Below are 14,021 nucleotides of genomic sequence, written 5' to 3'. Positions count from 1 at the left end.
GTGCCTCGCGAGCTGCCGCCGACTGCCGGACTGCCGCTGCGCCTGAGCGACCTGTGGCCCGGTCGCGCCCCGTTTGCAGCACGTGCCGCGGCGTGGCTCGGCGTCGAGCACCTTCAGCTGGAATGCTCCGGTACCGCGGCAATGGTGGTGGCGCTGCGTGCGATGCACGGCCTGCGGCCGCAACGCGACGAAGTGATCGTGCCCGCGTGGACCTGCCCGCTGGTGGCGCTGGCCATCCATCGCGCCGGACTCAAGCTGCGGTTGTGCGATCTCGCGCCCAATCATTTCGACATGGACCCCGAACAGCTTCGCGTGCTGAGCGGACCGCGCACCTTGGCAATCGTGCCGACCCATCTGGCCGGCCGCGTGGCCGACGTGAATGCCGCGCTGGACGTGGGCCATCGCGTGGGTGCCTACGTGCTGGAAGACGCTGCGCAAGCCCTGGGCGCACAACAGAACGGGCGCAGCGTGGGCCTGCTTGGCGACGCAGGCTTTTTCAGCCTTGCCGTGGGCAAGGGACTCACCCTGTTCGAAGGCGGCCTGCTGCTGACCCGCGATACCGTGCTGCGCGACGCCTTCGCCGCCAGCCACGACGCCGTCATCCATGCCGATGCCAGGATGGATTGGCAACGCGCGCTGGAGTTGATCGGCTACACCGTGGCCTATCGCCCCTCGCTGCTGCCGTTGGCGTATGGACGTCCGTTGCGCAAGGCCCTGGCGCAACACGATCCGGTCGCCGCGGTCGGCGACGATTTCGGTCCCGATATTCCACTGCACACCGTGAGCGGCTGGCGCCAGGCGGTGGGTGCGCGCGCGCTGCCCCGGCTGCCGGCATTTCTCGAAACGACCCGTGTGCAAGCCTTGTCTCGCGTACAGCGCCTGAAGCGCATTACCGGCATCACCGTGTTCGACGACGCACTGGGGCAGCAAGGCGTGTGGCCATTCCTGCTGCTGACGTTGCCGAACGAGGCCGCGCGCGATGCGGCATTGAACACGCTGTGGACCGCCGGCCTGGGGGTCAGCCGGTTGTTCATCCATGCGCTGCCCGATTACGACTATCTGCGCGAGATCGTGGCCGATACGCCGCTGCCCCATGCACGAAGCTTCGCTGCGCGCTCGCTCACCATCACCAATAGCCCGTGGCTGGACGACGCCACGTTCGAGTCGATCTGCCTCACGCTGGAACGCGCGGCCGCCTGAGAGACGCGCTCAATGCGTCGCGCGCTCGCGGCTTTCCGCCCGCTTGTTGCCGGACAGGAACAACAGCGCGCCCACGCACAGGCTCAGGCAGGGCCCGACCAGCGACATGCCCATGCCGGAGGGAATCGTCACGCCCATCATCACCACGGCATTGGACGCCGCGTGCATGAACACGCACAACAGGATGCTGCGCGTATGGCTGTAGAGCCAGCCGAACAGCAACGCATTGCCCATCACGCCCACCAGGAACAAGGCAAACCCGGCGTGGTACTGCGCCACCCCGGGCAGGAAAAACAGCGGCAGGTGCCAGATCGCCCAGATCGGCCCGATCATCAGGGCCGCACGGGAAGCGCCCAGGGTGTGCCCCCACTCTTCCTGCGCAATGCCACGCCAACCCAGTTCCTCCAGGCCGCCGCCGATGATGGTCATCAGGAAGTACAAGGGGAACAGGTACCACGGGCGAAAACTCACCAGCGGACCCAGCGCCGGTTTCAACGCCACCGCGATGCCGACGGCGAAGAAGCCCAGCACGATCGGAAGCCCCAGCGCCAGCAGATACCACACGGGTTGAACGCGCCAGCGTCCCAGGCGCTGGTTGAATTCGCGCAGTGGCGCCTCGTCGCGCGTGCGCCACACGGCAATATAGGCGGCCATGGTCGGTCCCAGACCGCCCAGCACGTAGAGCGTCATGAACGGCCAGCTGCCGTAGCGGGTCAGTTGCGCCTGTGCGAGCGCGACCAGCGCGCCCCAGGCGATCCAGGTGATGCCGAAGGCGCTGGCCAGGAAGATCAGCGTGCGGCGGCTGCTAGGAAAATGGTCGGTCATGTCACGGCATCGCCTCGTGCGTCGCCGGAACGAGCCGGCTCTCGACTTGCGTGCAACAGTCCTGCCCGTTCACTACGGCTTCGGCGTCAATGATCGATCGATCATCGTTGCGCTGCTTTACACGCTGCTTTCGGCAATCGCCGCGAGCAGGCGTGCATTGAACGCCCGCTGCTGCGCCTGCCAGGCATCCAGTTCGCTTTGCGGCACCGGCTCCTGGCCGTCCATGCCACTGAGCATGCGCTTCCACCATGTGCGGTACTGGTAGGCGGAGACTTCGCCGTTGATGTCGCTGGCCACGATGCGTCCACGCAACGCCTCGATGATCGCCATCGCATGCGATTCCTCCAGCCGTCCCTGGTCCCAGTTGGTACGCGCGGTATCGACGCTGAACGCGTCCTTGTCGATCGACAGATAGGTCGGCTGCGGCGCCTGCTTCAGCTGCCGCACGAACGCGGTGGTGAGTTCGTCCGGGTCGTCGAAGCGGCGGAACGCATCGGCCAGGCCCAGCTTGGCTGCCCAATCCACGTTCACATCCATGCACCAGTAACTGAGCTTGCCGGCCTGCAAGGGCCGCAGGTAGTTCTCCCACGCGTGTTTAGCGCCGATATCGCCCGAGGTGATGCCGACCACGTGCACGTGCGTCACGAACGGCAGCATCGCCACCCGGCGCACCCACGAACCGCAATGGATGCCCCAGGGAAAACGCATGTTGTCCGGATGATTGTCGAACACCACCAGCTGGAACGGTCCGCGCGCACGCTGGCGCTGCACCAGCGGCCAGGTGAGATGGTGGTAGTCGCCCGAACCCATCAGCACGGTGCCGTAGTTTTCCGGCAGGCGCGTGTCGAGATAGTCGCGCAGGCGGTTGAACGTGCGCAGCGTGCAGCCGAAGCGGATCGCTTCCTGCCAGTCGGTCAGCGGCAGCGTGGTCGCGCCGGCCATCTCGCCGACCGAGCTGTCGAAATCCAGGATCAGTGGTTCACGCCTGCTCATGCGTCGCCCATTGGCTGTCGCTCTCGAAGAATCGGCTCAGGCGGCGTGCCAGCATGCGCAGGAGTGGATTGCGCAGGTAGATCGCGTGCCGCGTGAGGGTGAATTGTGCACCCAGCGACGCCTTCACCTGTGGGTCGGTCCAGCCGGCCACGTAGTGCGTCAGCTGCTGGGCGCGCGCAAAGGCCAGGTTGTGGAACCAACTGGTGAAATACAGGTTCTGCTCGCGGGCCTGCGGATAGGCGAAGCCCACGTACTTGTCGATCAGCTTGCCTTCGACCACGAAGCACAGGTTCCAGCCGATCATCTGTTCCTGATGGCGATAGACGAACACCACGCCGCCATTGGTCGCATCGCGCAGCACCGCGGCGAAAAAATCGCGACTCAACTTGTCGAAGTGGATCTCGCTCTGCGCGTAGACGTTCTCGTACAGCGCGTAATACGCGTCGACCACGGCATCGTCGCTGAACACGGCGTCGCCGCAATGCAGCGACGTCACCGCCGTCTCGTCGCGCTTGCGCAGCTTGCGGCGGATGTCCTTGCGCCGGCCGGAGGAAAGCCGCGCGAGATAATCGTCCTCGCTGGAGAAATCGATCGTCACATACGCCAGCGCCTGCCCTTCCAGCAGCACGAAACCGGCCGACTCGCAGGCGTCGGCAAAACGCCGGCACCACTGGCCCGTGGCCGCATCGAACAGCGGCGAGGCCTGCGGAATGTCCTTCACCACCAGCAGGCGCTGGCGCCGGCCCAACTGGTCGCGCAGGGCCTTGGCCAGCGCGTCGGGTTGGGCGTCGCGCGGGAACAACGCGTATTCGGACACCGTGGTGCCCACGAAGGCCGTGCGCCAGCGCAGCAGCCGCCCCCACCAGCGATAGCCGGGCGCGCCCATCACCTTGGCGCGCGCCTCGTCATCGGCGGTGGTGAGCAGGTCGAACGGCGCCACGAAGGCCGGCGTTTCCGCGACCTGAAGCACACTGAAATCGATGGGGGGATGTTCGGCGAACCGGGCGATCAGTGCGTCCGGCTCGAGCTGATTGAGGTACTGCACGCGACAGGCCCACGAGTCACAAGGCCATAGGATACGACTCCCGCCCCGGCCTGGCACGGCCACCGCCACTTTTCGGCCGATAAGGCTGCCGAAAGGCACTTGGCAGAAGCTGAATCAGGAGGCGTTCTGGACTTTATCCTGACGCTTCGTCAGGCTTGCGTAACGGCATCCCGAGGATGCCGCGTGACCCGGCGCCGTGGAACTCAGGAAATCAAACATGAGCAACGTTCAGCAGGAAACCTTCGACATCATTGCCAAGCAGGCCAAGATCGAGCTCGACACGATCAAGCCGGAGTCCACCCTGAAGGACCTGGGCATCGCCTCGCTGGATGCCATCGAGGTGATCTTCGACATCGAAGAGCACTTCAACATCAACCTGCCCAACGAAGACACCGACTTCGACGGCGGCACCGTCGGCCAGCTGGTGGAAGCCATCGAGCGCCAGCTCGCCCAGAAGACCAGCGAATAATCCATGCGCCGTATCGTGATCACCGGCATGGGCGCGATCTGCGCGCTCGGCCACGATGCACCTTCCGTGTGGAAGGCCATGACGGAAGGCGTTTCGGGCATCGGTCCGCTGACGCGCTTTGACGCTTCGGCGCTGCGTAGCGGCGGCATTGCCGCAGAGATCAAGCAGTTCGATCCAAGCCGGCATTTCGCCGAAGCGCGCCTGGCCTTTCTCGATCCGTTGAGCCAGTACGCGCTGGTCGCGGCGCGCGAAGCGGTCGAGCAATCGGGCATTTCCTTCGACGGTGAACGCGCCTCGCGCACCGCCGTGCTGGTGGGCGTGGGTGTCGCCGGCGAGGAGACGCGCGAAGGACTGTACAAGCGCCTCTACGAGGAACGCGCCACGCGTTTCCACCCGTTGGGCATCGTGCGCATCATGACCAACGCGCCGGCCAGCCAGATCAGCATGGCGCACGGCATCACCGGTCCCACCTTCGCGGTGGCGAGCGCTTGTGCTTCATCGAACCATGCCATTGCGCAGGCCGCGCTGATGATTCGCGCCGGCCTGGTGGATGCGGCCGTGGTCGGCGGCGCGGAAGCCAGCCTCACGCTGGGGTTGATGCGCGCATGGGAATCCATGCGCGTGCTGGCACCCGATACCTGCCGCCCGTTCAGCGCGGGACGCAAGGGACTGGTGCTGGGTGAAGGCAGCGCCATGTTCGTGATCGAGACGCTGGAATCGGCGCAGGCGCGCGGGGCCACGATCCTGTGCGAACTGGCGGGCACGGGCATGAGTGCCGACGCGGGCGACATCGCCGCGCCCTCGGCCGTGGGCGCGTCCGCCGCCATGAGCATGGCGCTGCGTGACGCCGGCCTGGCGCCCGAGGCCATCGGCTACGTCAACGCGCATGGCACCGGAACGGTCGCCAACGACAGCACGGAAACCCGCGCGCTGCACAGCGTATTCGGCGCGCATGCGCCTGCGCTGGCGATTTCCTCGACCAAGCCCATGCACGGCCACGCGCTGGGCGCGGGCGGCGCGCTGGAGTTGATCGGCACCATCGGCGCCCTGCGTGACGGCATCGTGCCGCCGACGCTCAACTACCTCGAACCCGACCCGGCCTGCGATCTGGACTATGTGCCGAATGTGGCACGCGAGAAGAAGATCGACGCGGCGATCAGCAATTCGTTTGCGTTTGGCGGGTTGAATGCGGTGGTGGCGGTGAAGCGGATGGGGTGATGGTGGATGGCGCGTTGCGCTGAGTTTGCTCGTCATTCCGGCGCAGGCCGGAATCCAGAGCCTCGGTGTTTGGTTTCTGCGTTGACGCCAGGGTGCCGCCTACGCGGCGGGCGTTTCGATCGGCTGCCGCCGCTCGAGTCACTTTTCTTTTGCTGGCCCAAAAGAAAAGTAACCCAAAGAAAATGGCCTCAGAAGCTCACACCGACTGCGGTATACAAGCCTGAAGGATTTGGGGCTCGGATCGTCACGATCTCCCTAATCAACGGTATGGCTACATCGCGAGTAAGGCGGTGCTGAGGACTTAAAGCGGAGCCTCGCTTCGCATCGCCTTTTGCGGTGCACGGCAATTCTCCCTCTCCCCTCCGGGGAGAGGGCTGGGGTGAGGGGTCAATCTTGCGGATGGGTGGCTACGTGCGTAGCTGCGACTGCCGGCAAAATAGACTCGCGGCTCAAGCGCGCAATCGGCATATCTCCAAGCGCAGCCGGATCGACCCAGCACACGCCCTCAATTTCCGCCTGCGCCACAAACGGCCCATCGGCTTTTACTTCATAGACCTCGGCCTCGACGACATGGCCCGGCTCGTTGGCTGCCGGCGCGCTGAAACGCCCGATCCAACGGGCGCCTTCCTCATGCATCGTGCAGCCGAGCTCTTCGTGCAGTTCACGCGCCAACGTGTGCAGATCGTTGCGGTCGTCCGCGTCGCGCTTGCCGCCTGGCTGCTGCCATACCTCGGCACCGCGTTTGCGCACCATCAGCACCCTGCCCTGCACGTCGCGTATCACCGCGGCAACGATGCGGATGATCTTCTCGCCATTCACAGCCGCGAGAACGACCAGGACTGCATGCGGCCGTCCTTGTACGGCATCACGCCGTGGAATGGGCGGGGATCCTGATCGAATACCAGCGGCAGGAAATGGCGGTCGCCTTCCCACATCGGCAGGTCCATCAGGCGGTCCAGCGGTACCCATTCCAGCGTGCCTTCGGGGTTGGAGGTCATCGGCGTGCCGCTGAAACGGTCGATGACGAAGATGAAGCCCAGCCAGTCTTCGCCCTGCTTGCCGAAACCCGGCCAGTTGAGGGTGCCGCGCAGCGACATCGACTCGCAGGTAATGCCGGCCTCTTCAAGGATTTCCCTGCGCATGCAGGCGGCGATGTCTTCCTCCGGCTCCATCTTGCCGCCCAGGCCGTTGTATTTGCCCAGGTGCATGTCGTCGGGCCGCGAGTTGCGGTGGATCATCAGGACTTGTCGACGATCCGGCGACAGCACATAGCCGAGAGTGGCGACGATGGGGGTATAGGGCATCGGTACGCTGCGGGTCGAGGAGGAAAGCGGCCAGTATAGTGATCCATCGGTTTCAACGGCTCTGCGCGATGCGCCACAGCACGCCGCTGGGATCGAACAAGACAAAATCGCGCATACCCCACGACTGGTCCTGCGGCGGGCTTCCCCGAACGCCGTAGCGCTCGATCACTCCGCTGTCCTCAACGTGCCGCCACCAGGCGTCAACGTCAGCCACCACCAGATGCATCATGAAATTGTCGGCAAGTTCTTTTACATAGAAGTTCTGCAGTAAAAAACTGGTGCCGCCGTGCCGGAAGCAGGTCAATTCATCGGAGGCCCAGTCTGCGTCAAAACCCAGGCCGATATAGAACGCCTGACTCAACGCGTAATCCCGCGCCGGCACGAAGGTCTTGATCTCGACAGTGTCCAGCGTGTGCATGGCATGGCTCCCTTTCTGCTGGTGAGGTGCCCAGCCATGCTAGCGGATGGCGGCCACGGGATTTTTCTCCCAAACGTCTCGCCGGACTTGCGCCAGCACGGTCAGGGCGGCGACCATCGGGGAATGTGGAACGCTTCAGACCGCCCGCTGTCCCGACTGCGCCTCTCGCTGTGCTGGCTGCTGCTGGCCCTGGTGCTGGTGGCCGGCTGCGATCGCCAGGCGCAGGCGGTGTCCAGCAAGGAACAGGTGTTCGATAACCAGAACTTCCGCGTGGTCCGCATCGACCTGAAGCGCGAAACCCTGAGCCTGCACTGGAAAGATCCGGAAAGCGGCGAACCCTTCGGCACCATCAACGCGTTGCGCCAATGGGGCATGACGCACAACCGCCGCATGCTGTTCGCCGCCAACGCGGGCATCTACGACCGCCAGTTCGCGCCGCTCGGTCTCTACGTGGAAAACGGCAAGACCACGGTGCCGCTGAACCTGTCCCATGGCAATCCGGCATCGGGCAATTTCTCGCTGCTGCCCAATGGCGTGTTCGCCATCTATCCCGACGGCCACGCCGCCGTACAGACCAGCACCGCCTTCAAGGCCGCCGCCAAACCGACGACATGGGCCAGCCAGTCCGGTCCCATGCTGGTCATCGACGGCAAGCTCAACGATCAGTTCATCGACGACTCCAACAGCCTCAAGTGGCGCAGCGGCGTGTGCGCCAAGACGCCGCACCATGTCGTGTTCGCGGTGAGCGAGGCGCCGGTGAATTTCCACACCTTCGCGCGGCTGTTCAAGGAAGAACTCGGTTGCCGCGATGCGCTCTACCTGGACGGCACCATTTCCCAGTTCTACGTGGACGGCGAAGGCTATGCCGGCGCGCCCACTTTCATGGTCAAGCCGTATGCCGGCATTTTCGCGGTGTTCTCGCAAACCACGCCCTGACCGCGCACGTCGACGGTCACCCACCCTCCGGATCGAGCCACTCGCGCCATGAATCAACCCCGACGTTTCCGCTGGCTTCGCTATCTGCTCGGAACCTTGCTGATCCTGCTGCTGGGCGTCTTCGTCGCCGGCTGGTTCCTGCTGGCCGGCAGCCGCGCGCAACTCGATGGCGAGGTGAAGCTCGGCAACCTCGGCGATGCCGTCTCGATCACGCGCGACGCACTCGGCACCACCACGCTGCAAGGCAAGAACCGCGACGACCTCACCTACGCCATGGGCTTCGTGCATGCGCAGGAGCGCTTCTTCGCGATGGACCTGATGCGTCGCCTGCCCGCGGGCGAGCTCTCCGAACTGGTGGGCGCCAAGGCGCTGGATACCGACATCAACCATCGTCGCCATCGCCTGCGCAGCGTGGCCCAGGCCGCCTATGCGGCGCTGCCGCCGGAGCAGAAGCGCACGCTCGACCTGTACGCGGCCGGCGTCAACGCGGGGCTTGCACACTTGCACGTGAAGCCGTGGGAATACCTGCTGCTGAATGCCAAGCCGCAACCGTGGCGCGCCGAAGACACCTTCCTGGTCATCGCGGCGATGTACCTGGATCTGAACGGTGACGGCCGCAACGAGCGCGAGCTGCACATGGCCGAACTGCGCTCGACCCTGCCCGCGCCGGTGGCCGACTTCCTGCTCTCGCCCGATCCGGATTGGGAGGCGCCGCTGCAAGGCGATCTTTCGCATCCGCCGGTGATTCCGGGCGCCGAGACGTTCGACCTGCACAAGCTCGCACCCGCCGCGCCGGGCGACCGGAGCGCGATGACCGCCGCCCTGCTCCCTGCGCTGGACGCCGCGCGACCGGGCAGCAACAGCTTCGCCGTGGCGGGCAACCTCACCGAATCGGGCGCCGCCATCGTGGCGAACGACATGCATCTGTCGCTGCGCGTGCCCAACATCTGGTTCCGCGTACGCCTGCGCTATCCGGATGCGTCGGCACCGGGCGGACAACGCGACGCCAACGGCGTATCCCTGCCCGGCACACCCGCGCTGGTGGTTGGCTCGAACGGCCAGGTCGCCTGGGGTTTCACCAACAGCTACGGCGACTGGACGGACTGGGTACGCGTTCTGCGCGACCCCAACGATGCCTCGCGCTACAAGGTGCCCGAAGGCTGGGCCGCGATCGAGACGCACGAGGAAGTCATCCACATCAAGGACGCTCCCGACCATACGCTGAAGGTAGAAGCCACGCGCTGGGGCCCGATCATGGGCAAGGACGTGGACGGCACGCCGCTGGCACTGGCATGGATCGGCGATCGCCCGGGCGGCTACAACCTGGGCGTGATGCAGCTGGAACACATCGACAGCGCGCATGCGGCACTCGATCTGGCGCCGGGCATGGGCATGCCGCCGCAGAACCTGCTCGCGGGCGACAGCGCCGGCCACATCGGCTGGACGGTCACGGGCACCTGCATTCCGCTGCGCAAAGGCTTCGATCCGCAGCTGCCGGCCGACTGGTCCGCCGCCGATACCGGCTGGCTGGGTTGCGCGCAAGCATCGCAGTACCCGCGCGTGGAAGACCCTGCCGACGGCCGCTTGTGGACGGCCAACAACCGCACGGTGGACGGCAGCGAACTCGAACTGCTCGGCAACGGCGGCCACGATCTTGGCGCACGCGCGCAACAGATTCGCGACGATCTGCGCGCCCGCAACAGCTTCACGCCCGGCAATATGCTCGACGTGCAGCTGGACAATCGCGCCGTGCTGCTCACGCGCTGGCAGCGGCTGCTGCAGGACACGCTGGCGGGTACGCACGACCCGGAGCTGGAGCAACTGCGCCAGCTCACCGCGACCTGGGCAGGCCGTGCCTCGACCGACAGCGTCGACTATCGACTGGTGCGTGCCTTCCGCGACAAGGTGAAGGAGAAGGTGCTCGCGCCCTTCGTGGCGCAGGTAAAAGCCAAGCACGACGACTTCGCCTGGCCCGGCCTGGTCGACGCCGAGGCCGCGGTGTGGACGATGGTGCGCGATCGCCCGATGAACCTGCTCGATCCCAGCTACGACAACTGGAACGCCTTGCTCAATGCAGCGGCTCACGACGTTGTCGACGAGCTGGGCAAGCAGCCGGGCGGCCTCGCCGCACGCAGCTGGGGCGAACACAACCGCACGGACATCCGTCATCCGCTGTCGCGCGCCCTGCCCGGCTTCATCGGCCGTTTCCTCGACATGCCGGACGAACCGGTGGCCGGCGACCACAACATGCCGCGCGTCGTATCACCGGGCTTCGGTGCATCGGAACGGCTCGACGCGATGCCCGGCCAGGAAGCGCAAAGCATCCTGCACATGCCCGGCGGCCAGAGCGACAACCCGCTGTCGCCCTATCACGGCGCGGGCCAGGAAGACTGGGTGAACGGCCGTCCCACGCCATTGCTGCCCGGACCCGACCAGCACACGCTGACGCTACTTCCCGCCAAGTCATAAGCCAAAAAAAGCCGCCTTCGGGCGGCCTTTTTTGTGGCGTCAGATCAGCCCAGCAAGCGGATGCAGATCGCCTCGTACAGCGACGGCAGTTTTTCCAGGTCGGCCACCGATACGCATTCGTCCACCTTGTGGATGGTGGCGTTCACCGGTCCCAGCTCCACCACTTCGGCACCCAGCGGCGCGATGAAGCGGCCGTCCGAGGTGCCGCCGCCCGTGCTCTCTTCCGGCGGAACACCGCAAAGGTCGCGGCACACCGACACCACCGCCTCGCGCACGGCGCCGCCCGGCGGCGTGAGGAACGGCTCACCGGACAGCGACCAATCGACTTGCCAATCCAGGCCGTGCTTGTCGAGGATGGCCTCGGTGCGCTTGCGGAGATCCCCGGCGCTGCTGGCCGTGCTGTAGCGGAAATTGATCAAGGCCGTGAGCGCGCCGGGAATCACGTTGTTCGCACCGGTACCCGCGTTGAGGTTGGAGACCTGGAACGAGGTGGGCGGGAAATCCTGGTTGCCCTCGTCCCAGCGCTCCGCCGCCAGTTCCGCCAGTGCCGGTGCAAACGCGTGGATCGGATTGCGCGCCTTCTCCGGGTACGCCACATGGCCCTGGATGCCGCGCACCTGCAGCGTGCCCGACAAGGAGCCGCGACGTCCCACCCGAATCAGGTCGCCGAGTTTTTCCTTCGACGACGGCTCGCCCACCACGCACCAGTCGATGCGTTCGCCCGTGGCACGGAAATGCTCGGCTACGCGGCGCACGCCGTCGAGATTGGTCGGCCCTTCCTCGTCGCTGGTCAGCAGCAGGCCAACACGGCCGCGGTGATCGGGATGCGCCGCGACAAACGCTTCCAGCGCCACCACCATCGCCGCCACCGAGCCCTTCATGTCCGCCGCACCGCGGCCGTATAGAAGGCCATCGCGAATCACCGGCTCGAACGGATCGGTGGTCCAGCTCTCAGCCGGCCCGGACGGCACCACGTCGGTATGCCCGAGAAACACCAGCAGCGGCCCACCCTGCCCGTGCGTCGCCCACAGGTTGTCGACCTCGCCAAAGCGCAGGTGCTGCACCGCAAAGCCCGCTCGCTGCAGACGTTCGCCAATCGAGGCCTGGCAGCCGCGGTCCTCCGGGGTGACTGAGCGGCGGCGAATGAGATCACAAGCAAGGTCGATAACGTCGGACATGACATCTGCGGGTCGGTGAGGTCTGCTGAGGATAGCAAGGCCTCCGGAAACTCCTTCAGGCAGCAGCACTGGACAAGCAGCAAAAATCGGCGCAGCATTCATTTGTATGCAATCGTATGCAAAGGAACACACCTATGTCCGTGTCCATCCCGCTGTCCGTACGCGTTCCCCAGGACGACTTCGAATGGCTGACCTCGCTGGACATCAAGGGCGCCAACACGCCGTCGGACAAACTCCGCGCCGTGATCCAGCTGCACCGCCGGGAACATGACGGCAGCCAGTCCTACGAGCTTGCGCTGAGTTGGCTGAGGGATGTGGTGCAGCCTTTCGCGCGCGAAGTGGCGGCCTACGAGCACCGCTCGTCCAAGCGCTCCGAAGTAGTAGCGGCGATGCTTGAATGGGTGCCGCAACTCATGGCGCTGCTCGCCTCCGAACATATCCACACCGACGCCAGCCCGGCGCGCGCCCGCCAGGTGGAGGACATGCTGCTCCAGCGCAGCGTCTCCCTGCTCAGCACGCTGCTGCGGCTGGGCATCACGCCGGCCAGTTCCACCTACGACGACAACGCCATCGCGCGGCAATTGCCGCGCCTCGGCGAACTGATCGACGCGGTGCGCGCTGCACAACCCCAGTCCTGAGTTTTCACGACTTTCATCAAGGAGAACGGCTATGTCCGACAGCCTGCAGGATCGTGTTGTCCGTCTCATCAGCGGCAGTGCCCACGCGCTGCTCGACAAGGTCGAAGGCCTGGCACCGGAAGCCGTACTGGCACAGGCCATCCGCGAGATCGACCAGGTCGTGGATGAAGTGCGCATGGAACTGGGCCGCATCGAGGCAGCCAAGCATCAATTGGCCACCCGCATCGGCAAGCTCGCCGGGGAACACGAGGATCTTTCCGGCAAGGCCGAGCTCGCGGTGCAGGAGCAGCGCGACGATCTGGCTGTTGCCTGCCTGGAACGGCAGACACTGATCGAAGACCAGTTGCCGGTGCTCGAGCAGAATCTTGCCAGCCAACGCGAACGGGGCGTCGAGTGCGAGGGCTATCTGCGTGCGCTGTTGGCGCGCAAGGAAGAACGCGAAGCCATCCTTGCGGAGTTCGTCGCCACGCGCCGTCGGGACGACGCGCCGGGGCAGGCGCCGACCCACGGCGCCCGCGAAGGCAAGGTCACCCGTGCCGAGTCGGCCTTCGACCGCGTGATGGCTCGTGAAACAGGCGTGGTAGGCTTCGGTACCGCACCGGGGGATGCGATGAAACTCAAGGAACTGGCCGACCTGCAACGCAGGAAGCGCATCGACGAACGCCTCGCCGCCCTGAAGACCACGGGTTCGACGCACTCATGAGTTTCTTCCTGCTGCCCGAATCGCTGCCCTATGTCGCGGCGCTGGGCGTGCTGATTGCGCTCGGCATCATCGAGGGGCTTTCTCTGTTGTTCGGCGCCAGTGCCTGGCACTGGCTCGACGGCATGGTCGGCCACGAACCTCCCGATGGTTTCCTGGGATGGTTGCACGTGGGACGCGCGCCGCTGCTGGTGCTGGTGGCGATCTTCCTCACCATGTTTGCGACCACCGGCCTCGTCATCAACATGCTGGGCGCGGGCTTGCTGCACCTGGTACCGCCGCGCTGGGCATCCGTGCCACTGGCCGTGCTCGCCAGTATCCCCGTGATGCGCGCGCTGGGCACCGGCATCGGCCGACTGATGCCGCGCGAGGAAACCTATGCTGTCTCTTTCGCCAGCCTGGTGGGTAGGGTCGCCACCATGCTGGGACACGCCCGCGCGGGTTACGCGGCACAGGCCAAGACCTCCGACGGCCAAGGCCACACGCTGTACCTGATGGTGGAACCCGACGAAACGGTAGGCGAACTGGCGATTGGCAGCGATGTGCTGCTGGTACGTCAGATCGACGGATCCCGCTTCGTCGCCATACCCAACCCGCGACCCGATCTACTCGTCTGAGAAGGATTTGA

15 protein-coding genes are annotated in these 14,021 nt (G+C 65.5%); 8 read left to right on the top strand and 7 right to left on the bottom strand.

From position 1 onward, the window contains the following. Entirely contained in the window at positions 1-1,200 is a 1,200-nt protein-coding gene (locus tag ISP20_RS00455) for a DegT/DnrJ/EryC1/StrS family aminotransferase (protein ID WP_204634103.1), read from the top strand. A gap of 9 nt (positions 1,201-1,209) precedes the next feature. On the opposite strand, the gene ISP20_RS00450 is transcribed toward ISP20_RS00455, so the two are convergent. The 3 genes from ISP20_RS00450 to ISP20_RS00440 all read right to left on the bottom strand — a co-directional run bounded on the left by ISP20_RS00450 (position 1,210) and on the right by ISP20_RS00440 (position 4,063). Beyond that, positions 1,210-2,025: a CPBP family intramembrane glutamic endopeptidase gene (locus ISP20_RS00450; protein ID WP_204634102.1), complete on the bottom strand. Its 816-nt coding sequence runs from the start codon at positions 2,023-2,025 to the stop codon at positions 1,210-1,212. A gap of 117 nt (positions 2,026-2,142) precedes the next feature. After that, on the bottom strand, positions 2,143-3,018 hold the full coding sequence (locus ISP20_RS00445; protein WP_204634101.1) for an arginase family protein: 876 nt from the start codon (positions 3,016-3,018) through the stop codon (positions 2,143-2,145). Further along, the gene (locus tag ISP20_RS00440; RefSeq protein ID WP_204634100.1) at positions 3,005-4,063 is read right to left on the bottom strand and encodes a GNAT family N-acetyltransferase; all 1,059 of its coding nucleotides are present in this window, start codon (positions 4,061-4,063) and stop codon (positions 3,005-3,007) included. Before ISP20_RS00440 ends, ISP20_RS00445 begins: the two co-directional genes overlap by 14 nt. 217 nt (positions 4,064-4,280) lie before the next feature. On the opposite strand from ISP20_RS00440, the gene ISP20_RS00435 reads away from it, so the two are divergent. Further along, complete coding sequence (locus ISP20_RS00435; RefSeq protein ID WP_046971921.1) at positions 4,281-4,532, top strand: acyl carrier protein; 252 nt, start codon at positions 4,281-4,283, stop codon at positions 4,530-4,532. Between the two features lie 3 nt (positions 4,533-4,535). Further along, positions 4,536-5,750 carry a beta-ketoacyl-[acyl-carrier-protein] synthase family protein gene (locus ISP20_RS00430; protein WP_204634099.1) on the top strand — a complete coding sequence of 405 codons (1,215 nt, stop codon included), beginning with the start codon at positions 4,536-4,538 and terminating at the stop codon, positions 5,748-5,750. Positions 5,751-6,137: 387 nt separating this feature from the next. Here ISP20_RS00430 and ISP20_RS00425 read toward each other — a convergent pair whose 3' ends face one another. The 3 genes from ISP20_RS00425 to ISP20_RS00415 are packed head-to-tail and all read right to left on the bottom strand — an operon-like array spanning position 6,138 to position 7,472. Then, a complete protein-coding gene (locus ISP20_RS00425) occupies positions 6,138-6,569 on the bottom strand; it encodes an NUDIX domain-containing protein (protein ID WP_204634098.1) in 432 nt (143 codons plus the stop codon). Next, on the bottom strand, positions 6,566-7,054 hold the full coding sequence (locus ISP20_RS00420) for an NUDIX hydrolase (protein WP_204634097.1): 489 nt from the start codon (positions 7,052-7,054) through the stop codon (positions 6,566-6,568). Before ISP20_RS00420 ends, ISP20_RS00425 begins: the two co-directional genes overlap by 4 nt. Before the next feature lie 52 nt (positions 7,055-7,106). Next, positions 7,107-7,472: a VOC family protein gene (locus ISP20_RS00415; RefSeq protein WP_204634096.1), complete on the bottom strand. Its 366-nt coding sequence runs from the start codon at positions 7,470-7,472 to the stop codon at positions 7,107-7,109. A 123-nt stretch (positions 7,473-7,595) separates the two neighbouring features. Here ISP20_RS00415 and ISP20_RS00410 point away from each other — a divergent pair, with 123 nt between their 5' ends. Beyond that, entirely contained in the window at positions 7,596-8,408 is an 813-nt protein-coding gene (locus ISP20_RS00410) for a phosphodiester glycosidase family protein (RefSeq protein WP_204634095.1), read from the top strand. A gap of 48 nt (positions 8,409-8,456) precedes the next feature. Continuing rightward, complete coding sequence (locus tag ISP20_RS00405; protein WP_204634094.1) at positions 8,457-10,877, top strand: penicillin acylase family protein; 2,421 nt, start codon at positions 8,457-8,459, stop codon at positions 10,875-10,877. A 44-nt stretch (positions 10,878-10,921) separates the two neighbouring features. Here ISP20_RS00405 and dapE read toward each other — a convergent pair whose 3' ends face one another. After that, positions 10,922-12,055, bottom strand: coding sequence for a succinyl-diaminopimelate desuccinylase (gene dapE / locus ISP20_RS00400; RefSeq protein ID WP_204634093.1), 1,134 nt, complete (start codon positions 12,053-12,055; stop codon positions 10,922-10,924). A 134-nt stretch (positions 12,056-12,189) separates the two neighbouring features. Here dapE and ISP20_RS00395 point away from each other — a divergent pair, with 134 nt between their 5' ends. The 3 genes from ISP20_RS00395 to ISP20_RS00385 are packed head-to-tail and all read left to right on the top strand — an operon-like array spanning position 12,190 to position 14,010. Beyond that, positions 12,190-12,693 carry a hypothetical protein gene (locus ISP20_RS00395; RefSeq protein WP_204634092.1) on the top strand — a complete coding sequence of 168 codons (504 nt, stop codon included), beginning with the start codon at positions 12,190-12,192 and terminating at the stop codon, positions 12,691-12,693. A 31-nt stretch (positions 12,694-12,724) separates the two neighbouring features. Beyond that, a complete protein-coding gene (locus tag ISP20_RS00390) occupies positions 12,725-13,396 on the top strand; it encodes a PspA/IM30 family protein (RefSeq protein ID WP_204634091.1) in 672 nt (223 codons plus the stop codon). Further along, positions 13,393-14,010: an OB-fold-containig protein gene (locus ISP20_RS00385; RefSeq protein WP_204634090.1), complete on the top strand. Its 618-nt coding sequence runs from the start codon at positions 13,393-13,395 to the stop codon at positions 14,008-14,010. The genes ISP20_RS00390 and ISP20_RS00385 overlap by 4 nt, the downstream gene beginning before the upstream one ends. Positions 14,011-14,021: the final 11 nt, after the last annotated feature.

It is taken from the genome of Dyella kyungheensis (assembly GCF_016905005.1).
Classification (GTDB): Bacteria; Pseudomonadota; Gammaproteobacteria; order Xanthomonadales; family Rhodanobacteraceae; genus Dyella; species Dyella kyungheensis.
This window is presented reverse-complemented; position numbering and strand designations above follow the sequence as displayed.

Excerpts from the sequence above, each read along its gene's own strand:
- ISP20_RS00405 (WP_204634094.1), top strand. The coding sequence starts at position 8,457 with ATGAATCAACCCCGACGTTTCCGCTGGCTTCGCTATCTGCTCGGAACC.
- ISP20_RS00395 (WP_204634092.1), top strand. The coding sequence starts at position 12,190 with ATGTCCGTGTCCATCCCGCTGTCCGTACGCGTTCCCCAGGACGACTTC.
- ISP20_RS00430 (WP_204634099.1), top strand. The coding sequence starts at position 4,536 with ATGCGCCGTATCGTGATCACCGGCATGGGCGCGATCTGCGCGCTCGGC.
- ISP20_RS00415 (WP_204634096.1), bottom strand. The coding sequence starts at position 7,472 with ATGCACACGCTGGACACTGTCGAGATCAAGACCTTCGTGCCGGCGCGG.
- dapE (WP_204634093.1), bottom strand. The coding sequence starts at position 12,055 with ATGTCCGACGTTATCGACCTTGCTTGTGATCTCATTCGCCGCCGCTCA.
- ISP20_RS00450 (WP_204634102.1), bottom strand. The coding sequence starts at position 2,025 with ATGACCGACCATTTTCCTAGCAGCCGCCGCACGCTGATCTTCCTGGCC.
- ISP20_RS00445 (WP_204634101.1), bottom strand. The coding sequence starts at position 3,018 with ATGAGCAGGCGTGAACCACTGATCCTGGATTTCGACAGCTCGGTCGGC.
- ISP20_RS00385 (WP_204634090.1), top strand. The coding sequence starts at position 13,393 with ATGAGTTTCTTCCTGCTGCCCGAATCGCTGCCCTATGTCGCGGCGCTG.
- ISP20_RS00420 (WP_204634097.1), bottom strand. The coding sequence starts at position 7,054 with ATGCCCTATACCCCCATCGTCGCCACTCTCGGCTATGTGCTGTCGCCG.
- ISP20_RS00435 (WP_046971921.1), top strand. The coding sequence starts at position 4,281 with ATGAGCAACGTTCAGCAGGAAACCTTCGACATCATTGCCAAGCAGGCC.
- ISP20_RS00410 (WP_204634095.1), top strand. The coding sequence starts at position 7,596 with ATGTGGAACGCTTCAGACCGCCCGCTGTCCCGACTGCGCCTCTCGCTG.
- ISP20_RS00390 (WP_204634091.1), top strand. The coding sequence starts at position 12,725 with ATGTCCGACAGCCTGCAGGATCGTGTTGTCCGTCTCATCAGCGGCAGT.